The organism is Desulfovibrio sp. SGI.102, from assembly GCF_050314315.1.
GTDB lineage: Bacteria > Desulfobacterota > Desulfovibrionia > Desulfovibrionales > Desulfovibrionaceae > Desulfovibrio.
This window is the reverse complement of sequence record NZ_JBNPNC010000038.1, coordinates 1-21,668: the sequence shown is the minus strand read 5'-3', so window position 1 is coordinate 21,668 and position 21,668 is coordinate 1. Positions and strand designations below refer to the sequence as shown.

Annotated in this window: 19 protein-coding genes and 2 tRNA genes; 5 read left to right on the top strand and 16 right to left on the bottom strand. The window is 63.6% G+C overall.

The window, feature by feature from the left end; genetic code table 11:
* Window positions 1-57: 57 nt before the first annotated feature.
* Together ACQRCJ_RS08930 and tsaA are read left to right on the top strand one after the other, a co-directional pair.
* A complete protein-coding gene (locus ACQRCJ_RS08930; RefSeq protein ID WP_303933756.1) occupies window positions 58-426 on the top strand; it encodes a cupin domain-containing protein in 369 nt (122 codons plus the stop codon).
* A gap of 188 nt (window positions 427-614) precedes the next feature.
* The gene (gene tsaA / locus ACQRCJ_RS08925) at window positions 615-1,037 is read left to right on the top strand and encodes a tRNA (N6-threonylcarbamoyladenosine(37)-N6)-methyltransferase TrmO (RefSeq protein ID WP_302261375.1); all 423 of its coding nucleotides are present in this window, start codon (window positions 615-617) and stop codon (window positions 1,035-1,037) included.
* Between the two features lie 438 nt (window positions 1,038-1,475).
* Here tsaA and ftsZ read toward each other — a convergent pair whose 3' ends face one another.
* The 15 genes from ftsZ to ACQRCJ_RS08850 form a co-directional block, all read right to left on the bottom strand.
* Entirely contained in the window at window positions 1,476-2,810 is a 1,335-nt protein-coding gene (gene ftsZ, locus ACQRCJ_RS08920) for a cell division protein FtsZ (protein WP_168935440.1), read from the bottom strand.
* 46 nt (window positions 2,811-2,856) lie between these two features.
* A complete protein-coding gene (gene ftsA, locus ACQRCJ_RS08915) occupies window positions 2,857-4,089 on the bottom strand; it encodes a cell division protein FtsA (protein WP_168935441.1) in 1,233 nt (410 codons plus the stop codon).
* Between the two features lie 19 nt (window positions 4,090-4,108).
* A complete protein-coding gene (locus tag ACQRCJ_RS08910; RefSeq protein WP_427799657.1) occupies window positions 4,109-4,849 on the bottom strand; it encodes a cell division protein FtsQ/DivIB in 741 nt (246 codons plus the stop codon).
* Window positions 4,850-5,013: 164 nt separating this feature from the next.
* Window positions 5,014-5,892, bottom strand: a complete 879-nt coding sequence (gene murB, locus ACQRCJ_RS08905) for a UDP-N-acetylmuramate dehydrogenase (protein ID WP_168935443.1) — start codon at window positions 5,890-5,892, stop codon at window positions 5,014-5,016.
* Window positions 5,885-7,258 (bottom strand): UDP-N-acetylmuramate--L-alanine ligase, encoded by a 1,374-nt coding sequence (gene murC, locus ACQRCJ_RS08900; RefSeq protein WP_168935444.1) that lies wholly within the window; start codon window positions 7,256-7,258, stop codon window positions 5,885-5,887. The genes murB and murC overlap by 8 nt, the downstream gene beginning before the upstream one ends.
* A gap of 38 nt (window positions 7,259-7,296) precedes the next feature.
* The gene (murG, locus tag ACQRCJ_RS08895) at window positions 7,297-8,367 is read right to left on the bottom strand and encodes an undecaprenyldiphospho-muramoylpentapeptide beta-N-acetylglucosaminyltransferase (RefSeq protein WP_168935445.1); all 1,071 of its coding nucleotides are present in this window, start codon (window positions 8,365-8,367) and stop codon (window positions 7,297-7,299) included.
* The gene (ftsW, locus tag ACQRCJ_RS08890; protein WP_204626213.1) at window positions 8,349-9,557 is read right to left on the bottom strand and encodes a putative lipid II flippase FtsW; all 1,209 of its coding nucleotides are present in this window, start codon (window positions 9,555-9,557) and stop codon (window positions 8,349-8,351) included. The genes murG and ftsW overlap by 19 nt, the downstream gene beginning before the upstream one ends.
* On the bottom strand, window positions 9,554-10,864 hold the full coding sequence (gene murD / locus ACQRCJ_RS08885; RefSeq protein ID WP_304037943.1) for a UDP-N-acetylmuramoyl-L-alanine--D-glutamate ligase: 1,311 nt from the start codon (window positions 10,862-10,864) through the stop codon (window positions 9,554-9,556). The genes ftsW and murD overlap by 4 nt, the downstream gene beginning before the upstream one ends.
* A 110-nt stretch (window positions 10,865-10,974) precedes the next feature.
* A complete protein-coding gene (gene mraY / locus ACQRCJ_RS08880) occupies window positions 10,975-12,051 on the bottom strand; it encodes a phospho-N-acetylmuramoyl-pentapeptide-transferase (protein WP_168935448.1) in 1,077 nt (358 codons plus the stop codon).
* Window positions 12,052-13,473 (bottom strand): UDP-N-acetylmuramoyl-tripeptide--D-alanyl-D-alanine ligase, encoded by a 1,422-nt coding sequence (locus ACQRCJ_RS08875; protein WP_427799656.1) that lies wholly within the window; start codon window positions 13,471-13,473, stop codon window positions 12,052-12,054.
* Window positions 13,464-14,918: a UDP-N-acetylmuramoyl-L-alanyl-D-glutamate--2,6-diaminopimelate ligase gene (locus ACQRCJ_RS08870; RefSeq protein WP_427799655.1), complete on the bottom strand. Its 1,455-nt coding sequence runs from the start codon at window positions 14,916-14,918 to the stop codon at window positions 13,464-13,466. Before ACQRCJ_RS08870 ends, ACQRCJ_RS08875 begins: the two co-directional genes overlap by 10 nt.
* 2 nt (window positions 14,919-14,920) lie before the next feature.
* Complete coding sequence (locus tag ACQRCJ_RS08865; RefSeq protein ID WP_427799654.1) at window positions 14,921-17,053, bottom strand: penicillin-binding transpeptidase domain-containing protein; 2,133 nt, start codon at window positions 17,051-17,053, stop codon at window positions 14,921-14,923.
* Window positions 17,054-17,080: 27 nt separating this feature from the next.
* The gene (locus tag ACQRCJ_RS08860) at window positions 17,081-17,401 is read right to left on the bottom strand and encodes a hypothetical protein (RefSeq protein WP_427799653.1); all 321 of its coding nucleotides are present in this window, start codon (window positions 17,399-17,401) and stop codon (window positions 17,081-17,083) included.
* Window positions 17,398-18,402, bottom strand: coding sequence for a 16S rRNA (cytosine(1402)-N(4))-methyltransferase RsmH (rsmH, locus tag ACQRCJ_RS08855; RefSeq protein WP_204674773.1), 1,005 nt, complete (start codon window positions 18,400-18,402; stop codon window positions 17,398-17,400). The genes ACQRCJ_RS08860 and rsmH overlap by 4 nt, the downstream gene beginning before the upstream one ends.
* Window positions 18,403-18,410: 8 nt before the next feature.
* On the bottom strand, window positions 18,411-18,857 hold the full coding sequence (locus ACQRCJ_RS08850) for a division/cell wall cluster transcriptional repressor MraZ (RefSeq protein WP_427799652.1): 447 nt from the start codon (window positions 18,855-18,857) through the stop codon (window positions 18,411-18,413).
* 280 nt (window positions 18,858-19,137) lie between these two features.
* On the opposite strand from ACQRCJ_RS08850, the gene pyk reads away from it, so the two are divergent.
* The 3 genes from pyk (at window position 19,138) to ACQRCJ_RS08835 (ending at window position 20,914) form a co-directional block, all read left to right on the top strand.
* Window positions 19,138-20,556 carry a pyruvate kinase gene (pyk, locus tag ACQRCJ_RS08845; protein ID WP_168935455.1) on the top strand — a complete coding sequence of 473 codons (1,419 nt, stop codon included), beginning with the start codon at window positions 19,138-19,140 and terminating at the stop codon, window positions 20,554-20,556.
* Window positions 20,557-20,745: 189 nt separating this feature from the next.
* Window positions 20,746-20,820, top strand: a tRNA-Gln gene (locus tag ACQRCJ_RS08840).
* 17 nt (window positions 20,821-20,837) lie between these two features.
* Window positions 20,838-20,914: transfer RNA gene (locus tag ACQRCJ_RS08835), tRNA-Glu, on the top strand.
* A 571-nt stretch (window positions 20,915-21,485) separates the two neighbouring features.
* On the opposite strand, the gene ACQRCJ_RS08830 is transcribed toward ACQRCJ_RS08835, so the two are convergent.
* The coding region (locus tag ACQRCJ_RS08830) for a hypothetical protein (RefSeq protein ID WP_427799651.1) at window positions 21,486-21,668 on the bottom strand (183 nt) is incomplete at its 5' end.

The following is a 21,668-nucleotide window of genomic DNA, read 5'->3' as shown; positions in this document are numbered from 1 at the left end:
CTTTTGCCGGGCTGGCCGAACGGCCTGCCGCCTGTCATCGTATCTTGCGGAGGCATCATGGATTCTTTGCTCACGCTGCCGGAGGCCATCCATCTTCCCGGCATGCCGGAACATTTCACGGCTCTGCTCACCTCAGACAGCGGGCTGCTGGTGGAGCGCATCGTTTCCTGGGGCCATGTGACACCGGAAGGCCAGTGGTACGATCAGAAAAAAGACGAATGGGTCCTGCTGCTGGAAGGCGCCGCTCGACTGGGCTTTGACGATGGCCGTGAAGTATCCCTGGAACGCGGCCAGTGTCTGCTATTGCCTAAGCATGTGCGCCATCGTGTACTGGAGACCAGCAAGCCCTGTGTCTGGCTGGCCATCCACGCGCCGCAGCTGCGCCCGCAGGAGGCAGACGACACGCCCGCATGGCCGAAGGGATAGCGTGGCTCCAGCCCCCTTTCCGCCAGCACGCGGCTAGCGCTAGTGGAAATACGGATTTGGGGGCGGTATCGCCCTGCCAGTTCGCATTCACAGGTTCCATGCAAAGGCATCCAGGACAGTACGACTGTCCATCGACCGCCAGCCGTGCCTTGTGACATTCCCCGGGAAAACGCTCACAGGAGGAGTCCATGTCGCTGCCCCTGTTCACCTGCCGCCCCATCGGCATCATCCACACCCCCCATACCGATCCGGCCCAAACGCCCCGTCAACCCATCCACGCCGCAGACTACACCGGCCGGGTGGAGATCTTTCCCGAATTCATGGCCGGGCTTGAAGGCCTGGAGCGCTTTGCCCGCATCTGGCTGATCTTCGCCTTCCACAGGGCGGAGGCTCCGCGCCTGCAGGTCATCCCGCACGGGCAGACGCAGGAGCGCGGCGTCTTCACTACCCGTGCTCCCTGCCGTCCAAGCGGCATCGGCATGAGTCTGGTACCGCTGCTGCGCCGGGACGGGAACATCCTCCACGTCTCGCATGTGGATATGCTGGACGGCACGCCCCTGCTGGACATCAAGCCCAGCTCCCCCGATCTGGACAGCGGCTCGCTGCTGTGACCGATCTTTTTCAGCGATCACGGCCGAAACGACATGAGCCTTGCCATCATCCTCGCACTGCTGGCCATTTTTTTGGTGGTCGCGTCTATCTTGCGGGCTGGATTCGCTCACCGGGCAAGAATCTCCTGATCCTGTCCGCGACCCTGGCAGGCCTTGCCCTGTGGATGCTCTGGCGCTGGTGGCAATACCGCTGAGGCCGCACCGGCTTCGCCCTGCTCCGTCATTTTTGTCGATCATCTGCCTGGTATCGTGCCGCCGGTAATGCATAGACTGGCACGCAAAACGAAAAACGCCCGCAAGACGAACTTGCGGGCGTTTTTGTGCACCGGAACGGTACAAAGGGGAGGCCCCCCATGGGCCTCCCGGCGGGCATTTCAGGGCCGAAGAGGTGAGCCCTGAAATCTCATGCGTTCATGCCTCAGCGGCCTGCCGCACGGCCTAGTCGGCCTGAGTGCGGATGAACGTAGGAATCTCGAAGTCTTCTTCACTGTAGGTGAAGTCCTCATGACCGGGGTTGTGCTGGCGCCGGGGCATGGGCTGCTGGCCCAGCGTGGCGCCGGTGCGCAGATAGGTCGGTTTCTCGAACTGGTCCTGGGCGGAATAGGGACCGTATCCCCCCTGCGGATAGGAGTTCTGGGGGATCCAGTCTCCACGCTGGCGCACGGGACGCGGACGGGGCTGCTCATAGGCAGGAGCCTGCGGCGCTTCCATGGGGCGGGCAGCCTGGGCAGCCTGCGAGCCGGGGAATTTGGTCACGCTGGAGCTTTTCACGGGCTCGGCCACGGGCTGCACCACCGTGGCGCTGGGATCGATACCCGTAGCGATGACGGTCAGGCGCAGTTCGTCGCCGATGTTCTCGTCATAGACCACACCAAAGATGATGTTGGTATCTTCGGGCGTGGCATCGGCGATGATGTCGCCGATCTCGGCGATCTCGTCGGTGGAGATGTCCATGGACGCCGTGATGTTGTACAGCACGGCCTTGGCGCTTTCCAGCGACACGTCTTCCAGCAGCGGGCTGTTGATGGCGCGCTGGGCGGCCTCGCGGGCGCGGTTCTCACCGGCGGCCACACCGGTGCCCATCAGGGCCATGCCGGATTCGGACATGGTGGTGCGCACGTCGGCGAAGTCGAGGTTGATCATACCATCGGCCAGGATGACGTCGGAAATACCCTTGACGGCATAGAAGAGCACGTCGTTGGCTTTCTGCAGCATGGCAGAGAAGGGAGTCTTCTTGGGAGCGAAGGCCAGCAGACGGTCGTTGGGGATGGTGATCAGGCAGTCCACATGCTGCTTGAACTCTTCCAGACCTTCTTCGGCAAAGCGACGGCGGCGGGCCCCTTCAAAAGAGAAAGGTTTGGTGACGACACCCACGGTCAGAGCGCCCATCTCCTTGGCGGTCTGGGCCACGACGGGCGCGGCCCCCGTCCCCGTACCACCGCCCATGCCGGCGGTCACGAAGACCATGTCGGCATCGCCGATGGCTTCCCGGATGGCATTGACGCTTTCCAGGGCGGCCTCACGGCCCACGGCGGGGTTGGCACCGGCCCCCAGGCCCTTGGTGAGCTTTTCGCCCAGCTGGATCTTGACCGGGGCGTTGTTGCGGCTCAGGGCCTGCATATCGGTATTGGCGCAGATGAACTGCACCCCCTGCAGACCGGAAGTGATCATGTTCTGCACGGCGTTGCCGCCGCCACCGCCTACACCGATGACCTTAAGCTTGGCATTATTGCCCAGCGTGATGTCGATATCATCAACAATGGATTGTGACATAGTTCCCTCTCCTCAAATACTCTAAAAGCTTGCCCGCTTTGTTTTTTTAGGAAATGTCGGAAAACCACTTCTTCATGCGCGCCAGCAGGCCTTCGAAAACGCCGCTGTCGCTGTGCGTGGGAGTAAACTTTTTCTGGCCGGAAACTTCCTTTTCCGCACCGTAACGCAGCAGACCCACAGCCGTGGAGAACTTGGGGCTGTTCACCACGTCCTTGAGGCCGCCCACATTGCGGGGGTAGCCGATACGCGTGGGCAGGTTGAAGATCTGCGTGCCCAGCTCCTGACAGCCCTCGATAAGGGCCGTGCCGCCGGTCAGCACCACACCTGCGCCCAGGAAGTTCTTGTAACCGGAGTTTTCCAGCGTCCTGTTCACCAGACACAGGATCTCTTCCATGCGCGGCTCGCAGATCTCCGCCAGGATCTGGCGGGAGATGCGGCTGGGATCACGGCCGCCCACGGTGGGGACTTCGATGAATTCGTCATGCCGCACCATGTCGGTCAGGGCGCAGCCATACTTGAGTTTGATACGCTCGGCCGCCGCAATGGGGGTGCGCAGGCCAAAGGCGATATCGTTGGTCAGGTTCTGGCCGCCCAGCGCCAGCACATGGGTGTGCTTGATGGAATCGTTGGCGAAAATGGCGATGTCCGTGGTGCCGCCGCCGATGTCCACCAGCGCGACGCCCAGCTCGCGCTCTTCTTCCGTCAGCACGGCTTTGGCCGATGCCAGGGACTCCAGCGCGATGTCCGAGACTTCCAGTTCGCTGCGGTGGCAGGAGCGCACGATGTTCTGGGCCGAGGTCACGGCCCCGGTCACGATGTGCACCTTGACCTCCAGACGCACGCCCGCCATGCCCAGCGGATCGGCGATGCCGCGCTGGTTGTCCACGATATATTCCTGCGGCAGGATGTGGATGACTTCACGGTCCGCAGGGATGGCCACGGCACGGGCCGCATCGAGCGCGCGTTCCACATCGCGCTGGCCCACTTCGCCGCCCTTGACGGCGATGACGCCATGGCTGTTGATCCCGGCGATATGCCCGCCGGCGATCCCCACATAGACCGAATTGATCTCACAGCCGGCCATGAGCTCGGCGTCCTCGATGGCGCCCCGGATGGACTGCACGGTCTGCTCAATATTCACCACCACGCCCTTGCGCATGCCGTGAGAGGGACGGGTGCCGATTCCAACGACATCCACCAGGCCGTTTTCCGCCATTTCCCCTACGACCGCACACACTTTGGTAGTGCCGATATCCAGGCCTACAATGAGATCCGCCATAGTTACTCCTCACCAAACATCATCCGCGCATGGGCTGACTGAGCGTCACCCAGACACTGCCGTTGACCGAACGCACCTCACGCACGTTCTTCAGCTCGTGCCTGCGTGCCAGATCCCCCAGCGTCAGGCCGATCCGGGCAAGATTCCCGGCCCAGTCATCCGTTGCGATGGAAAGCCGCATCTCGCGGTCTCCCAGATATATCTCGATACCCCGTGCGGGGCTCACCGTGATCGACGCAATGGCCCCCGCCTCCACCGGCAGGCTGCCCGCATGCAGATCCTTCATGAATCGCGGTAGGTAGGCCACGTCATCCTCGGCCCCCGCTTCCACGGACAGGGTCGGCCGCGAGAGGAAGTTGCGGCTCTCCACAGGCGCGATGGCCTCGCCGGATTCATTGGCGTAATACAGCACCCCGTCCTTGTGGACCCAGAAGGTGGGCATACGCTCCTTGATCTTGATGACGAAGCGGTCCGGCAACAGACGTTTGACCGAGACCTCTTCCACCCAGGGCGTGGCACGCAGCTTGCGCTCCACTTCCGCGATGCTGACCGCCAGGGAGTTCTCCCCTTCCTTCAGACCGCCATACTGCAGGACCATCTCCCGCGACAATCTGACATTCCCGGCCACGTCGATATGCCGCGTGGCGAAGAAGTCACTGGTCGTGGCCTTGCCGTACAGCCAGATGGACCCGGCACACAGGCCCGTCACAGCCGCTACCAGCCCTGCCAGCAGGAACAGGACGCAAAAAAAACGCTGCACACGCCCGCCCTGCAGCTTGCTCCAAAGGGAGAACTGACGTTTTTCCCTCGCCGGCTTGGCCCGGTTGCGGGTATTGGGGCGGGAAGCGGTGCTGCGACTGGGAGCAGGTGTCGAACTACCGCTGTAGGAGCGCGTATTGCGCCGGTTTTTTTTCAGCGAAAAGGTCACGGCACGATCCTGACTTCCGTTTCCAGCGTGATGCCGAACTGCTCCAGCACTCCCTGCCGCGCACTTTCGATAAGTTCGAACGCGGCACTCGCGCTGCCATTCCCTTCATTTATCAAAAAATTGGCATGCATGGTCGAAAAAGCCATCCCGCCAAGCCGCCTGCCGCGAAAGCCGGCCCTATCCAGAAGGATGCCGGCTGGTTTGTCCGGGGCCGGATTTTTGAATACGCAGCCCGCACTCCACGCTGTCACAGGTTGTTTAGACTTTTTCTCGCAAATATTGCGATGCATGAGTTTAGAAATGCCATCCCTGTCAGTCTTGGTCAAGTCAAATGTGGCTTCGAGCACAAGAAAACCGTTTTTTTTGCCGTCCACCAGCAGGGTTCTGTAACCATACTGCAGTTCCGCTGCCGGGAAGACCCGCGGGCGACCATCGACAACGGCCTTGATTTCCAAGAGATTCCTGCAGGTCTCGCAACCGTAGGAGCCTGCGTTCATGGCCACGGCCCCCCCGACGCTCCCGGGGATGCCGACAAGGCCCTCAAGACCGCCTAAACCCCGCCGGGCACAGAAACCAAGCAGGCGCGGCAGGGGCACGCCCGCCCCTACCCGCACGTGGGCCCGCGCTTCAGATTCCCAGACGATCTCGGGGTCTTCCTTGATTGCAGAACGAAGCAGCACGACTGGTAATTCACCATCGCGGGCAAGCAAATTCGTGCCCGCGCCAATGATGAACGGGCTCCCGCCCAGCTGCTGCAAACGTTCTGCCAGCAGCGGATAATCCTCGGCACGCTCAAGCACCAGTTCCGCGATGGCCCGGCCCCCGAGATGCAGTGATGTCCGCTCTGCCAGCGAAGGAGACAGGATCTCACGCATCCTTGCCGCCCTCCAGCCAGGCGGGCCCCACACGGGTGATGGTGCCGGCCCCCAGAGTCAGCAGCACGTCACCGGGCTGCAGGATATCGTCCAGGCCCTTGACCATGGCGTCGATGGTTTGGAAATAAGTGACCGGGGTCTCGGAGACCTGACGCATGCCCTGGGCCAGGCTCTCGCCGGAAACACCGGGGATGGGCTTTTCGGAAGCGGCGTAGATCTCGGTCAGCACCAGCTGGTCCACCACGTCGAAGACCTTGCAGAACTCGCCGAAATGGGCCTGGGTACGACTGAAGCGGTGCGGCTGGAAGGCCACCACCAGACGGCGGTCAGGGAAGACCTGGCGGGCCGTGGCCAGCGTGGCCGCGATCTCGGCCGGATGATGGCCGTAGTCGTCGATGACGGTCACCCCATTGCGTTCGCCCTTGAATTCAAAGCGGCGCCCCACGCCTCGGAAGGTAGCCAGACCTTCCACACAGCGTTCGAAGGGGATGTCGGCAGCCGTGGCGGCACCGATGGCGGCCAGGGCATTGAGGATATTGTGGCGGCCGGGATGGGGCAGGCTCACTTCGCCCAGCTTCCGGTCATCGCGCCAGACCTCGAAACGGCTGGTCATGCCCGATTCCAGCAACACGGCGCGCAGCTGGTTGTCGGCGGCAAAGCCGTAGGTCAGCACCGGGCGCTTGACGCGCGGCAGCAGGGCCCGCACGCCGGGATCATCGCCGCAGACCACGTTGAGGCCGTAGAACGGAACCTTGTTCATGAACTGGACAAAGGCGTCGTCAATGGCCTGCCGGGTCCCGTAGTGGTCCAGATGGTCTTCGTCCACGTTGGTGACCACGTTGATGATGGGGAACAGACAGAGGAAGGAGCCGTCGGATTCGTCGGCTTCGGCGATGAGGTAGTGGCCGCTGCCCAGATGGGCATTGGTGCCGTAGACATTGAGGCGCCCCCCGATGATGACCGTGGGGTCCAGACCGGCCGTGTCGAAGATGGAGGCCGTCAGGGACGTGGTGGTGGTCTTGCCGTGGGTACCGGCAATGGCCACGCCCTGGCGCAGGCGCATCAGTTCGGCCAGCATCTCGGCACGGGGGATGATGGCGATGTTGCGGCGGCGCGCTTCCACCACTTCGGGGTTGTCCTCGGCAATGGCCGTGGACTTGACCAGCACCTGCACGTTGCCCACGTTCTCGGCCGCATGGCCCACGGCGATGCGGGCCCCAAGACTGCGCAGATGTTTGACCACGGCCGAATCGCTCATGTCCGAGCCCGAGATGTCATAGCCCAGGTTGAGCAGGACTTCCGCGATGCCGCTCATGCCGGCGCCGCCGATGCCCACCATGTGAATCTGCCGAATCTTGCTGTCCATATGTCTCTCTCTATCCGGAAGAAGATGTTATCGTGAACTTACCGTGCGCACACGGTCTCCAGTTCCGCGGCCACCAGCTCCGCCGCACGGACGCGGGCACAGCCGGAAGCCGCAGCGGCCATGGTGCGCAGCCTGCCGGTATCCTGCAGCAGGTCCGTGACCTGCGCCATGAGGCCGTCGCTCTCCATGCGGGCCTCGGGCAGCATCAGGGCCGCGCCTTCGGCCACCAGGGCCTGGGCGTTGCGCGTCTGATGGTCATGCACCGCATAGGGGAACGGCACCAGCACCGAGGGCAGGCCCGCGGCGCAAAGCTCGGCCACGGTGGTGGCCCCGGCGCGGCAAAGCACCAGATCCGCCCAGGCATAGGCCGAGGCCATGTCGTCGATGAAGGCACTCACACAGGCCGGGTCATAGCCCGCCGCCGCATAGGCCTCGCGGGTCACGGCCTCGTCACGCACACCGGTCTGGTGGCGCACTTCGATGCCCGCGGCCCGCAGGGCGTCGAGATGGCGGCACACATGCACGTTCAGGGCATGGGCCCCCAGGGACCCCCCCATGACCAGCAGGCGCTTGCCGGAAAAATCATGCTGCCGTCCGGCCAGCGCCACCACGGCGGCGCGCACGGGGTTGCCCGTCAGTACCGTCCGGGAAGCGTCGAAGCCCTCGGTCCCCGGCAGGGACAGGCAGATGCGCCGGGCAAGGCGTCCCAAAATCCGGTTGCTCATGCCGGCGATGGCGTTCTGCTCATGCAGCACCGTGGGCACACCGGCCAGACGGGCCGCCAGCATGGGCGCGAAGGCGGCATAACCGCCAAAACCGGCCACTACCTGGGGCCGGAAGCGCCGGATGATGCCCCGGGCCCGACAGACGGCACAGGCCATGCGCCCCGCAGCGGCAAAGGCCCGCAGGCCACGCCCCAAAAAGCCGCGCACCGGCAAGCCGATGAAGTCGATGCCCGCCGCCCGGGCCAGACGCTGTTCCGGGCCGTATTGCGAGCCCACGAACAGCAGTTCCACACCGGGATGGCGCTGACGCAGGGCTTCCGCCACGGCCAGCGCCGGGAAGATGTGCCCGCCGGTACCGCCGGTGGTTAAGAGGACTCTTTCCATATGCTCCCCTCCTTGCCCGTGGCCGTGCGAGAAAAATTCATGAGCAGGCCCACGCAGAGCATGGTGGCCATAAGATTACTGCCGCCGTAGCTCATCAGGGGCATGGGCACGCCCTTGGGCGGCGCCACCCCCATGACCACGGCCAGATTCATGACGGCACCCATGGCCAGGATGACCGTCAGGCCAAAGGCCGTCAGCCGGTCGCGCAGTTCGGTCTGGCGCATGATGATGCGGTAACAGCGCCAGAACAGCAGGCCGAACAGCAGCATGACCACGGTGATGCCCACAAAGCCCAGCTCCTCGGCCAGCACGGCCATGATGAAGTCGTTGTGGGCTTCGGGCAGATAGAACATCTTCTGTCGGCTGGCGCCCACGCCCACGCCGAAAAAGCCGCCCGAGCCGATGGCCAGCAGGGACTGCACCAGGTGATAGCCCGTGTCGGTGGGATCGGCGAACGGATCCAGAAAGGCCAGCAGGCGGCGCAGGCGGTAAGGCTCGAGGATGGCCAGGGCCATGGCGCCGGCGCAGGCCAGGATCATGGCGAAGAACAGATAGATGAAACGCGTGCCCCCGGCCAGACACATGAAGAACAAGATGCTGGCCACCACCACGGCGCTGCCGAAGTCGGGCTGCAACAGCAGCAGGCCGCAGAACAGGCCCGTCACGGCAAAGGGCGGGATGACGCCCCGGCTGAAGGTCTTGACCAGTGCCTGCTTGGAACTCATGAAATAGGCCAGGTACAGGGCCAGGGAGATCTTGACGAACTCCATGGGCTGCAGGTTCACGGGCCCCAGAGGGATCCAGCGCTTGGCGCCGTTGATGGACGGCGTCAGGGGCGACAGGGTCAGCAGGAGCAGGAACAGGGAGAGGAAGATGGCCGGATACTGCAATTTGTAGAGCCAGCTGCGGGGCATGAGGGCCGCGCCCCAGAGCACGAGGCCCCCGCCGCAGGCAAAGATCAGCTGGCGCTTGAAAAAGTAGTATTTGTCACCGTTGACCTGCTCGGCCACGATGCCGCTGGCAGACAGCACCATGATGAGGCCGATGGCCAGGATGATAAGCATCAGGGTGAACAGCCACCAGTCGAAGCCCTCAAAACTCACCTTGCCCAAAGCGCGCGAGATGCCTCCGCCCTGGGGAGCGGCTTCTTCCTTTTTCTTTTCCTTCCTGCTCAGGAACATGTTCTTCATGCCAGGCTTCCCACAATGCGCTTGAAGTCGTTGCCGCGTTCCACATAATTGCGGTACTGGTCAAAACTGGAAGTTGCCGGAGCCAGCAGGACCACATCGCCCTCCTCCACCTTGTCCTGCAGGGCCAGGACAGCGTCTTCCATGCGCTCGTGCCAGCACAGGGGCACCACGCCCTGCCAGGCAGCCTCGAAGATCTCGCGGCTGGCCCCGTACAGGTTCACGCTCTTGGCCTTGCGGCGCAACAGATCCTTCATGCCGTCCAGATCCCCGCCCTTGAACTTGCCGCCGCACAGCAGGTGCACGGGATGGTCCATGGCTTCCAGCGCCACTTCCAGAGCGGCCACCGTGGTGCATTTGGAGTCGTTCACATAAAGCACGCCGTGCACGCGGGCCACGGATTCCAGCCGGTTGGGCAGGGGCTTGAAGGCAGCCACCGCGCGGGCGGCATTCTCCAGCGTCACGCCGAAGGGACGGCAGGCCTGCCAGGCGGCTTCGGCATTGAACTGGTTGTGCTGTCCGAACAGGGGGCAGTCCGGGAAGCGGCCTTCGGGCCGGATCCACACCTTGCGGGCCCTGAGGCCGAAGCGGGCGGCGGTCTCTTCCAGCCCGGGCTCCAAAACCGCCAGGTCCTCTTCCGTCTGGCAGCGGAACAGACGGAACTTGGCCTCGATGTATTCTTCCATGTCCTTGTGGTAATCCAGATGGTTGGGCGAGATGTTCAGCACCACGGCCACCCGGGGATGGAAGGTGGAACAGCACTGGAGCTGGAAGCTCGAGGTCTCCAGCACCAGCACGTCGGCCTTTTCGCCGGAAAGCAGATATTCCGAAAGGGGCGTGCCGATATTGCCGCCCAGAAAAACACGCAGGCCCTGCTCCCGCAGCATGGCCGCCGCCAGACTGACCGTGGTGGTCTTGCCGCTGGTGCCGGTCACCGCCAGCACGGGCTCGCCGTCAAGGGCGCGCCAGGCCAGCTCCATCTCGGCCAGGATCTCGGTACCTTCCGCATCGGCATGGGGGCCCATCATCTCGCGCAGGCGCACCACGGGCAGGCCGGGGCTGGGCACCACCATCTTCGCACCGGCAAAGAGCTCCGGCCCCTGTTCCCCCAGCACCAGTTCGATGCCTTCCGCGCGCAGGGCCGCGGCCTGCGCTTCGTCCAGAGCCTGGGGATTGCTCTCCAGCAGGCGCACCCGGGCGCCCTGCCGCAACAGAAGACGGGCCGCTGCCTTGCCGGAACGCCCGGCGCCCACCACTACAGCCAGTTCACCGGCCTTGATGCACCGGCCACGATCTTCATTCTGAGCCATGTCACATTCCTCGCGGATAAGATATTGCCGCGCACTGCACCGGCAGGCACGGCGGACAGGATAAAAAACGGCGAGCGGGCCCCGGCCTCATGCAGCCGGAGCCCTCGCCATCAGCGCAGTTTCAGTACCGACAGGGCCACCAGCCCCAGCAGTGCGGACGTGATCCAGAACCGGATGATGATCTTCGATTCCGGGATGCCCTTCAGTTCAAAGTGATGATGCAGGGGCGCCATGCGGAACAGGCGTTTGCCGCCTGTCCAGCGGAAGTAGCTCACCTGCATGATGACCGACAGGGTCTCGGCCACGAACAGACCGCCCACCACGGCCAGGATGAGTTCCTGCTTGCAGAGCAGGGCCAGATAGCCGAGCACGCCGCCCAGGGCCAGCGAGCCCACATCGCCCATGAAGACCTGGGCCGGATAGGCGTTGAACCACAAAAAGCCCAGCCCCGCGCCTACCAGAGCCGCACAGAACACCGTGACCTCACCGACGCCCGGCGTATAGGGCAGCAGCAGATAATTGGCGAAGCGGGCATGGCCCGTCACATAGATGAAGATGGCGAAAACGATACCGGCCACGATGCAGGGCCCGATGGCCAGACCGTCCAGACCGTCGGTCAGGTTGACGGCATTGGACGAGGCCACCATGACGAAGACCCCGAACGGCAGATACAGGGGACCAAGGTCAGGAGCCCAGTCCTTGACGAAGGGGATGCTCAGCTGGCTGGAATAGCCGGGATCCGTGACCAGGAAGAGCATGGCCACCACGGCCACCGCCAGCTGGCCCGCCAGCTTGGCCCGGCCGCTGATGCCGCGGTTCTCGGCATGGCGCAGCTTGGTCATGTCGTCCCAGAAGCCCACGGCCGCAAAGCCCCAGAACACCAGCAGGGTCTGCCAGATGTAGAAATTGCCCAGATCCGCCCACAGCAGCAGGCTGACCGTGAGGCTGAAGAGCATCAGCAGGCCGCCCATGGTGGGCGTGCCTTCCTTGCAGGCATGGGCCGTCACTTCATGCAGGATGTGCTGGCCGCATTTGAGGCGGCGCAGCCAAGCGATGAACCGGGGACCCAGCAGGATGGAGAGCACCAGGGCCGTGATGAGCGCGGCCATGGAACGGAAGGTGATGTACCGGAAAACATTGAGCGCCGTCCATTCGGACGCCCACGGTACCAGCAGGTTATACAGCATCTACAGACTCTCCGTACGGCTGCCGGGCAGCCAGTCGCTCTGCTCCAGAGCTTCAAGCAATTCTTCCAGATGGTTGCCGCGCGATCCCTTGAAGAGCATGAGGCCCCCCTGCTCTCCCGTCTCGGCGGGAAGATGTTCACGCAGGGCCTGCACGAAGGCCTCGCCGGAATCCACGGGCAGGAACTTGCCCGTGTACAGCCCGTGCTCCAGGCCGTCCCGCACGGCATCGGCATGGCCGCCGCGCCAGAAGACCAGCACAGGACGCAGCTGGGCCAGATGCCTGCCCAGGCGTTCATGCTCCCTGTCCGCCACGCTGCCCAGTTCGCGCATCTCGCCCAGCACCACCACGAAAGGCCGTTTCTGGGCGCTTTCCGCCGCGACGTCAAGCATGCGGGCCATGGAAAGCGGGTTGGCATTGTAGGTATCGTCCACGATATCCCAGTTGCCGCGACGGCTGCGGGCAAAGCGCTGCGGCGGCAGCTGCGCGTCGGCGAAACCGGCGGCGATCTCCTCGGCGGTCAGGCCCAGCATGTGGGCGGCGGCCGCCACGGCGATGCAGTTCTCGGTACCGTAATCGCCGCGGAAAGGCGCGATAACGTCACAGGGACGACCGTCCAGCCACAGGCGGTACTGCCCGTGCACCCCATCGCTACACCCGGCATAGGCCGCACGATAGGAGAGCGGACGCCCGCTGGCCGTGAAGAAGAGCACGTCGCCGAACACGGCCCGCGCCTCGCGGACGAGGTCGTCATAGTCGGCGCTCACGAGGGCCTGGCCTTCGGGGGCCAGATGGGCCAGAAGACGGGACTTGTGCCAGGCCACGCCGCGTTCGCCCAGCCCCTCGGTATGGGCGGCGCCCACGTTGAGGATCAGGGCCAGATCGGGCTGGAGGATGGCGCCCAGCTCGTCCATGTCGCCCTCGTGGCTGATACCGGCCTCGAAGACCCAGAAGTCCTCGTCCCCGTCGGTCTTGAGCATGCACAGGGGCATGCCCACCTGATTGTTGAGGTTGAGGGCATTGCAGGCGGTCTTGCCGCGCCGCGACAGCACATGGGCCAGCAGTTCCTTGACCGTGGTCTTGCCCGCGGAGCCGGTGATGCCCACCACCCGGGCAGAGGACTTGCCGCGCCAGAGGGCGGCCACGGCGCCCAGGGCGCGCACCGTATCCTGGACCAGCAGGACAGGCACGGACAGGCCTTCCAGCGGGCGGGAAGCCAGCACGGCCACAGCGCCCTGCTCCACGGCACGGGCGGCATAATCATGGCCGTCCACGCGCTCGCCGGCGATGCAGACGAACAGGCTGCCGGCCACGGCCTCGCGGCTGTCCGTGACGACCGAGGTGACCGTCACGCTGCCGTCGGTCACCTTCACATCCCGGGCACAGCCCAGACAACGAACGATTTCAGCAAGATCTAGGCGCACCCCAACAGCTCCCGCACCACTTCCTGATCACTGTAGTGATGTTTGGTGCCCTGAATGATCTGATAATCCTCATGGCCCTTGCCGGCGATCAGCAGGGCATCATCGGGACCGAGCATTTCCACGGCCTTGGCCGTTGCCTTGCGGCGGTTCACTTCCACGACGACTTCCCTGGCTTCGCGCAGGCCGGGCAGCACATCCTTGAGGATGGCTTCCGGGTCCTCGAAACGGGGATTGTCCGAGGTCAGCACGGCCACGTCGGAATAGCGGGCCACGGCTTCGCCCATGATGGGGCGCTTGGTGCGGTCACGGTTGCCGCCGCAGCCGAAGACCGTGACGATGCGCTTGAAACCGGCGCCGCGCAGGGCCTTCAGGACGTTGACCAGCGCGTCCGGCGTGTGGGCATAGTCCACGAAGACGTGCAGCTTGCGGGCATTGGGAACCCGTTCCAGACGGCCGCACACACCGTGGAAGTCTTCCAGATGGCGCAGGTCGTCCGGCATCAGGCCCAGCTCCAGGGCCAGGGCCTGCACGGAGAGCAGGTTGGAGGCATTGAAGGCCCCCACCAGCGGCGAGCGCAGTTCCCACTGCTGGCCGTCCAGATGCATGCGCAGATGGCAGCCGTCCGTACCGGCGGACAACAGCTCGCCCCACAGATGACGCTGCTGCGGGAGCGCCTTCTGCAGGCCGAAGGACAGGGCCCGCGGGCACAGCTCCAGCAGGCGGCGGCCCCAGGGATCATCGCCGTTGATGGCCATGACCTTGTCGGCGCGGGGCAGTTCCAGGAACAGACGGGACTTGGCCCGGAAATAGCTTTCCATGTCCTGGTGGAAATCCAGATGGTCCTGGGTCAGGTTGCTGAAGGAGGCCCCGGCAAAGGGCACCCCGCAGACGCGCTGCTGTTCCAGGGCGTGGGAAGAGACCTCCATGACGGCGATGTCCACCCCGGCCTGCGCCATGGCCGCCAGCATGGCGTGCACGCGCAGGGGATCGGGCGTGGTCAGGGGCGCGGCCTCGCAATGACCGGGCCAGCGGTAGCTCACCGTGCCCAGCACGCCCACCTTGTGTCCGGTGGCCGTGAACAGATGCTCCAGCAAATAGGCGCTGGTGGTCTTGCCGTTGGTGCCGGTGACGCCCAGTACGCGCAGCGGCAGGCTGCCGGTATGCCAGCGGGCCTCGGCCAGACGCCACAGGGCCTCGCGGGGATCGTCATGATGGACCACCGTGCAGCCCGCGGCACGGGCGGCCTCGGCTTCGGCCCCTCCGGGCAGGCAGACGATGGTGGACGCACCGGCCTCCACGGCCGGCGGGATGAAACGGGCGCCGTCAGCATTGACCCCGGGGACAGCCACAAAGATGTCCCCCTTGCCGACCTCACGCGAGTCGGAGCGGATCTCCCCTCCCTCACGGCGCACCTTGTCGAGCAATTGTTCGAATTCGCGATTCACGGTTACCTCTCCGAGAGCCACAGAATGTAAGTGACGTTTTCTCCTTCCTTGGGCCAGGCCGTGCCCGGCGGCGGGCTCTGCCTGACCACGCGCGTGCCGGTCCCCTTGAGCTCCGGCACGATCCCGGCGCGGGCAAAAAGTTCCACGGCGTTGCGCACCGTCTTGCCCTTGACGTCGGGGACCCGGCTGGAGGCCTTGGCCAGATGGCCGGGCTGCTGCATGGACGGCGGACGGCTGGTCTGGACGTCTTCCTTGGCCAGGAAGGGCACATCCAGACGCGAAAGCTTGAGGCCGCGCTGACGGCCCTTGTCCTTGTCCGGCTTGTCGTCCTTTTCCGCCTGACTGGTGGCATCAGGCACGATGGCGCCGCTGTAGGTGATGGCGCGCGAGGCGATCTCGCGGAACACGGGCGCGGCCACCACGCCCCCGTACTGGTTCTTGGTGGGTTCGTCCACCAGCACCACGATCAGATAGCGGGGATTGTCGGCGGGCAAAAAGCCCACGAAGGAGGCCAGACGCTTGGCGCCGTAGGAACCTGCCTTGTGGTCGGCCTTCTGGGCGGTGCCGGTCTTGCCGGCCACTTCCACCCCTTCGATGCGGGCCCGCTTGCCGGTACCGTCCTTTTCTTCCACCACGTCGCGCATCATGCCCATGACCTCACGGCAGACGCGCTCCGAAAAGATGCGCTCGTAACGCTGTTCCACATTGACCTGCTCGCGCAGCAGGCGCAGCGGCTTGTAGACACCATTGTTGAGCAGGGTCAAGTAGCCCTGCGCCATCTGCAGGGCCGTGACGGACACGCTCTGCCCGAAGGAGGCGGACATGAGGTCGGCCTCGCTCCAGGAGCGGGGCTGGCGCAGGATGCCCCGGCTGTCGGCCACGGGCACGCAGGTGCTCTCCCCGAAGCCGAGGGCGCGCAGGTACTTGTAGAGCATGGGCGAGCCCAGCTCCAGACCGATCTTGGCCATGCCGATGTTGGAGGAATAGCGCAGCACCTTGTGCGCGGGCAACACGCCCTGCCGCGAGGTGTCGCGGATGGTCACCTTCTTGATCTCCCACTTGCCGTTCTCGCAGTCGATGGCCGTATTGCGGTTGAGCTTGCGCTCCTGCAGGGCCGAGGCCATGACGAAAGGCTTGAAGGTGGAACCGGGTTCCAGGGCGTCGGAGGCCAGCCGGTTGCGGTAGATCATGGGGCTGGACTGCCGGTAGGTATTGGGATTGAAGAAGGGATACTGCGCCCAGGCCAGGATGTCGCCGCTGGGCACATCCACCACCAGGGCCCCGCTCCAGCGGGCATCGAAGTCCCGGGCGGCACGGGCCACGGCTTCTTCGGCGATGAACTGCAGCTGCACGTCCAGCGTCAGCATCAAGTCCTCGCCGCGGAGCTCGTCCTTGCCTTCTTCATGCAGGTAAAAGCGGCGGCCCATGGCGTCGCGCTGCACCACCATGCGGGTGGGCGTGCCCGCAAGACGGTCGTCCAGCGAGCGTTCCAGGCCTTCCAGGCCTTTGTCGTCCACGCCCACGAAGCCGAGCAGCTGCCCGGCAAGATGCTTGAAGGGATAGACGCGGTCGTATTCCTTGGAAAGACCGATGCCGGGCAGGCCCGCCTTGCGCACGGCCTCGGCGGTGTAATCGTCCACTTTGCGGCGCACCCAGACGAAACGGCGCTTGGTCTTGGAAAGCTCGTCATAGAGCTTTTGCGGTTCGATGCCGAGGATGGGCCCCAGGGTGTTGGCCATGGTCAGGAAATCCTGGATCTCCTGCGGCCGGGCATAGACGGAACGGGCCTCCACGCTGCGGGCCAGCACCTGCCCGTTGCGGTCCATGATCATGCCGCGCTTGCCGGTGACCAGCTCCGTGGCCATATGCTGGCGGCGGGCCTTGTCGGCCAGACGCGGGCCCTCGATCATCTGCAGATACCAGGCACGGCCCCACAGGCCCAGCCACAGGACGCAGAAGATGGCCACGACAGCGGCGATGCGGGCCTTGCCCCAGTCCACCCTGTCGACCCAGCTCAGGCCCCTGTTCTTGGGCGCAACAGAAACACGCCGGGCCCCACCGCTGCGTACGGTACGCGATGCGGTACGGCCCGGACGACGTTTCTTGTCTCCGGTATCGGATGAGAATTTGAACATGCGTCCCCCGCTTGTGATGCTTGCCGGCTAGTGCGCTTCCATACGCCGGACCTGTCCCGGCTTCGGCTCCTTCATGCCGATCTCCTCCGCCTTGCGGCGCAGCTCGTACGGGGAAAGAAGGCGCTCCCGCTCCACTTCCAGCTTGGCGCGCAGGGCCTTGCGTTCCTGCAACTTGTTCTGGGCGATATTGATGAAGTAGGTGGTATCGATGCGCTCGATATTGCTCCAGACCAGGATCAGGCACATGGTCATGCAGGCCAGCAGTCCCAGCGCCAGCAGGAACAGCCAGCTTTTGGTCTGGACCTTGCCCTGTCCGCGGAACGGCAGCCCGACCGACAGCTTCTTCATGAAACCGCCTCGGCTATTTTCTCCACGGCCCGCAGTTTGGCGCTGCTGGCACGCGGATTGACGGCCAGCTCGTCATCGTCGGCCTGCACGGGCTTTTTGTACAGGATCTCGACTTCCGGCACATGGTGGCACACGCACACCGGCACATGCCGGGGGCAACGGCAGCCCTCGGCCCAGTAGCGCATGGTCTGCTTGACCATGCGGTCTTCCAGGGAATGGAAGGAAATGACCGCCAGACGGCCGCCCAGGGACAGACGGCCCAGGATGGCATCAAGGAAGCGGCGCAGCTCGCCCAGTTCGTCGTTGACGGCCATGCGCAGGGCCTGGAAGGTGCGCGTGGCGGGATGGCGGCGGGCCTTGGCACGCCACGCGGGCGGATAGGCCTTCTCCACCAGGGCCGCCAGCTGGGCGGTGGTATCGATGGGGCTCTTCTGGCGGGCATCCACGATGGCCCGGGCTATGCGCCCGGCCTGCGGCTCCTCGCCCAGGGTGGCGATGCATTCCTTGAGGCGGTCGAAACTTTCGCGATTGACCCAGTGCCAGGCCGAAGGCGCGCCGGAATGCTGGTCCATGCGCATGTCCAGGGGCCCGTCCCCGTAAAAGCTGAAGCCGCGCTCCGCCTCGTCCAGCTGCAGGGAGGAAACACCGATATCCAGCAGCACGGCGTCGACCTTGTCCCAGCCCAGGTCGTCGAGGGCCTCCTCGAACTGGCTGTAGCGGCAATGGTAGGTATGGACGCGCCCACCAAAAGGCTCCAGCCGGCGCCGGGCCAGTTCCAGGGCTTCCTCGTCCCGGTCCAGGGCGCAGAGTTCCGCCTGGGGGGCCGCCTGCAACATGGCAGAGCTGTGCCCGGCCATGCCGAGCGTGCCGTCCAGGATGCGCACGGGGCGATCCCTTCCGGCATCCAGCACGGGCTGCAGGGCCGCAAGGGTTTCCTTCATCAGGACAGGGATATGCAAATCAGCCGCATTTCGTTCCTGTCCCTGCTGCTGCATGGTCATGCTTACCTCTAAAGAGCTATATCAAGATGACAGGCCGCCACTTCATCGCTGACGTCTTCCACCAGCAGGGCATCGAAGCGGGCCTGATCCCAGATCTCGAACTTGTCCGCCATGCCCACCAGTACCACGTCCTTTTGCAGACCGGCGGCACGCATCAGGGGCTGCGGGATACGTATGCGGCCCTGCGCATCGGGGACCATCCTCTGCGCAAGACCGAGCAACTTCGTTTTGACGTGGGAAAGCTTCATGGAAGGGAGGGGGACGCTGTTCAGCTTTTCGACGATGGCTTCCCAATCCGCAGGCATGTAGGCCTTGAGGCCTTCGTACAGACCTATGGTCAGCCAGAAGGAACCATCCCCGGCGGCCAGCAGGGCATCCCTGTACTCTGGCGGCAGCAGCAGACGGCCCTTGGCGTCAAGATTGCGATATGCGCTCTGGATAAACAGATTTGCCACCGATCCACCACCTGTCGCCCACTATTTACCACGTTTTCCCACTTATGCCCCACCCTTTCCCCCGCTGTCAAGCGAACATGACGGGACGGTGACAATCATGTGATTTTGTTTGTCAATTATTCCAATGGGCTGCCTCGGACTCGGGGTGGGGGCGTCCCCGCCCGCCCGCACGCTTCCTGCCGCTTGACAAGCCGCAGGAAAGCCCGGATAGTTTTTTCTGGACATACAGCTTTATGAGAGAACATCCGTGCCCCCGCACGGGTATGAAAGGAATAAAGATATGAGAACCAAGATCGTCGCCACCATCGGCCCGGCTTCCAATTCCAAGGAAAAGCTGCGTCAGCTCGTCGAAGCGGGCGTCAGCGTCTTCCGCCTGAACTTCTCCCACGGTTCGGCCGCGGATTTCGTCCGTATCATCAATGATATCCGTGAAGTGGAAAAGGAGCTGGACAAGCCCATCACCATCATGCAGGACCTGTCCGGCCCCAAGATCCGTCTGGGTGTCGTTCAGGAAAAGACCATCCAGGTCACCAAGGGCATGCAGCTGCTGCTGGGCCTTTCCGACCAGCGCACCGATGAGATGCCCTTCCTGCCCTTCGACCATCCCGAGATCCTGGAGACCCTGGAGCCCGGCGACCGCATGGTGCTGGCCGACGGCGGTCTGCAATTCACCGTGCAGCAGAGCCGCCCCGACGGCCTGGTGCTGCTGGAAGCCAACAACAGCGGCATTGTGACCTCGCGCAAGGGCCTGGCCCTGCCCGGCAAGGCCACCAAGGTGCGCGCCCTGACCGAAAAGGACAAAAAGGACCTGAGCGACGGCCTGGCCCTGGGCGTGGACGCCGTAGCCATCTCTTATGTACAGACGGCTGACGACGTGCGCGAAGCCAAACAGCTCATCGCCGCCTCGGGCCGCCGCGTGCCCGTGGTGGTCAAGCTGGAGCGCCAGAACGCCGTGGACAACCTGGACGAGATCCTGAAGGAGACCGACGTCATCATGGTGGCGCGTGGCGACCTGGGCGTGGAATGCCCCCTGCCCCTGCTGCCCGCCCTGCAGAAGCGCATCATCCGCGCCTGCAACGCCATCTCCAAACCGGTCATCGTGGCCACGCAGATGCTGCTCTCCATGGTCAACAGCCCCGCCCCCACCCGCGCCGAGACCACGGACGTGGCCAACGCCGTGCTGGACGGCGCCGACTGCGTGATGCTCTCCGAAGAGACCGCCATGGGCAACTTCCCGGTGGAGACCGTGCAGTACATGCGCAAGATCACCGACGAGGCTGAGAAGCTGCTGGTCAATGACCGCAAGCTGGAAGAACCGGCCGCGGACAAGGGCATCCCCGAGTTCCTGGCCTACTCCGCCTGCCTGCTGGCCGAGAAGGCCCACGCCAAGGCCATCGTCTCCCACAGCCTCAGCGGTGCGTCGGCCCGTCAGGTCTCCTGCCGCCGTCCTCCCCAGGACATCTACGCCCTGACCCCCGACCCGGTGACCATCAAGGCCCTGAACTTCGTCTGGGGCGTGCATCCCGTATTCGTCGCCGATCCGGCCAGCGATCCCAGCCACCTGAGCCGCGCCGAAAACTTCATCCACAACTGCCCGGACTTCCTGCCCAACGAATGCGCCGTCATCACCGCCGGCCAGCTCAAGGGCTCCACGGCTACCCCGCGCGGTACCAACCTGGTCAAACTCTACTGGAAGTAAGGCTGCCGTAACGGCATCACCTGCCATCCCCAAGGCCGTCCCCATCGGGACGGCCTTTTTTTACACCCAAAAGGAACATATCAACATACTAAAATAATTTATCTTTTTATTTTTATCAAAAAAATATCCACTTTTTTCATTTTTTTGTTTGACAAGAGGGCCGGTTTTGCGTAGGTTCCATTTTCGCGATGGGCTGTCGTTCAATTGGCAGGACGGCGGATTCTGGCTCCGCTAATCAAGGTTCGAGTCCTTGCAGCCCAGCCATCACAACTTCATAGCGCGTCCCTATCGTCTAGCCGGCCCAGGACAACGGCCTTTCACGCCGTCGACAGGGGTTCAAATCCCCTTGGGGACGCCAACAAGAGATCAAGCGTAGAACGTGCTTTTGAAAGTAAGTTCTGCGCTTTTTTTCGATCGCCTTCTTTTTTCAAAAGCCTTTTCAGCCGCTGCTGAGCAGCCTGGAAGAGGCGTGTTATCTCCCTCCCGCTGCGTACGCGGCCTCACGGATCCTCCTCCCCCAAATACCTTCGGCGGACAAGCGCTGCCTGTAAACGTTTACCCCCCTGTCCACGGCGACACCGGCCTCCCGCCAGCCTCCTGCCTTGCGTTTCCGAGTTCTACGGATGCGCCTCCAAATGTACCTGCAGGACATGTGTATGCAGCTGCCCTGCACCAAACCATCACTCCCGACATATCCAAAGTAAAAAAGCCATAAATATGTAAAGGCATAATTATTTTCTTGTATTCCCTATAACATACTTTTTATGTAAGAAAAAGGACTCTGACGTCATGGGACGGCCCAGCTGCTCCATGCGTCCTTTTTTTATTCCCAATCTCCCACGGCGGGAATGAAAAAAGCCAAAAGGTAAAGGAGGAGTAACAATGACAAAAAGAGCCATGGGGAATTTGGTGAACCGGTACCGATCGGTTTAAAAAAAATGCCATCTCATCAATACGTTCGGTTCACTGGCTGTTGCGGCTATCCTGGTTATGGGCGTAACCGATGGAGAGGCATTCAGCAATGCCGTTGGATATAATGTGACATCCACATCAACTCCAGGCACGACAGTTTCCGTGACGGATACATCTGAAAATGCAGTTGCTTCAGGCAT

Bases quoted from the DNA above. Each gene is read 5' to 3' on its own strand.
- ACQRCJ_RS08930 (WP_303933756.1), top strand. From the start codon at position 58: ATGGATTCTTTGCTCACGCTGCCGGAGGCCATCCATCTTCCCGGCATG.
- tsaA (WP_302261375.1), top strand. From the start codon at position 615: ATGTCGCTGCCCCTGTTCACCTGCCGCCCCATCGGCATCATCCACACC.
- ftsZ (WP_168935440.1), bottom strand. From the start codon at position 2,810: ATGTCACAATCCATTGTTGATGATATCGACATCACGCTGGGCAATAAT.
- ftsA (WP_168935441.1), bottom strand. From the start codon at position 4,089: ATGGCGGATCTCATTGTAGGCCTGGATATCGGCACTACCAAAGTGTGT.
- murB (WP_168935443.1), bottom strand. From the start codon at position 5,892: ATGCGTGAGATCCTGTCTCCTTCGCTGGCAGAGCGGACATCACTGCAT.
- murC (WP_168935444.1), bottom strand. From the start codon at position 7,258: ATGGACAGCAAGATTCGGCAGATTCACATGGTGGGCATCGGCGGCGCC.
- murG (WP_168935445.1), bottom strand. From the start codon at position 8,367: ATGGAAAGAGTCCTCTTAACCACCGGCGGTACCGGCGGGCACATCTTC.
- ftsW (WP_204626213.1), bottom strand. From the start codon at position 9,557: ATGAAGAACATGTTCCTGAGCAGGAAGGAAAAGAAAAAGGAAGAAGCC.
- murD (WP_304037943.1), bottom strand. From the start codon at position 10,864: ATGGCTCAGAATGAAGATCGTGGCCGGTGCATCAAGGCCGGTGAACTG.
- mraY (WP_168935448.1), bottom strand. From the start codon at position 12,051: ATGCTGTATAACCTGCTGGTACCGTGGGCGTCCGAATGGACGGCGCTC.
- ACQRCJ_RS08865 (WP_427799654.1), bottom strand. From the start codon at position 17,053: ATGTTCAAATTCTCATCCGATACCGGAGACAAGAAACGTCGTCCGGGC.
- ACQRCJ_RS08860 (WP_427799653.1), bottom strand. From the start codon at position 17,401: ATGAAGAAGCTGTCGGTCGGGCTGCCGTTCCGCGGACAGGGCAAGGTC.
- rsmH (WP_204674773.1), bottom strand. From the start codon at position 18,402: ATGACCATGCAGCAGCAGGGACAGGAACGAAATGCGGCTGATTTGCAT.
- pyk (WP_168935455.1), top strand. From the start codon at position 19,138: ATGAGAACCAAGATCGTCGCCACCATCGGCCCGGCTTCCAATTCCAAG.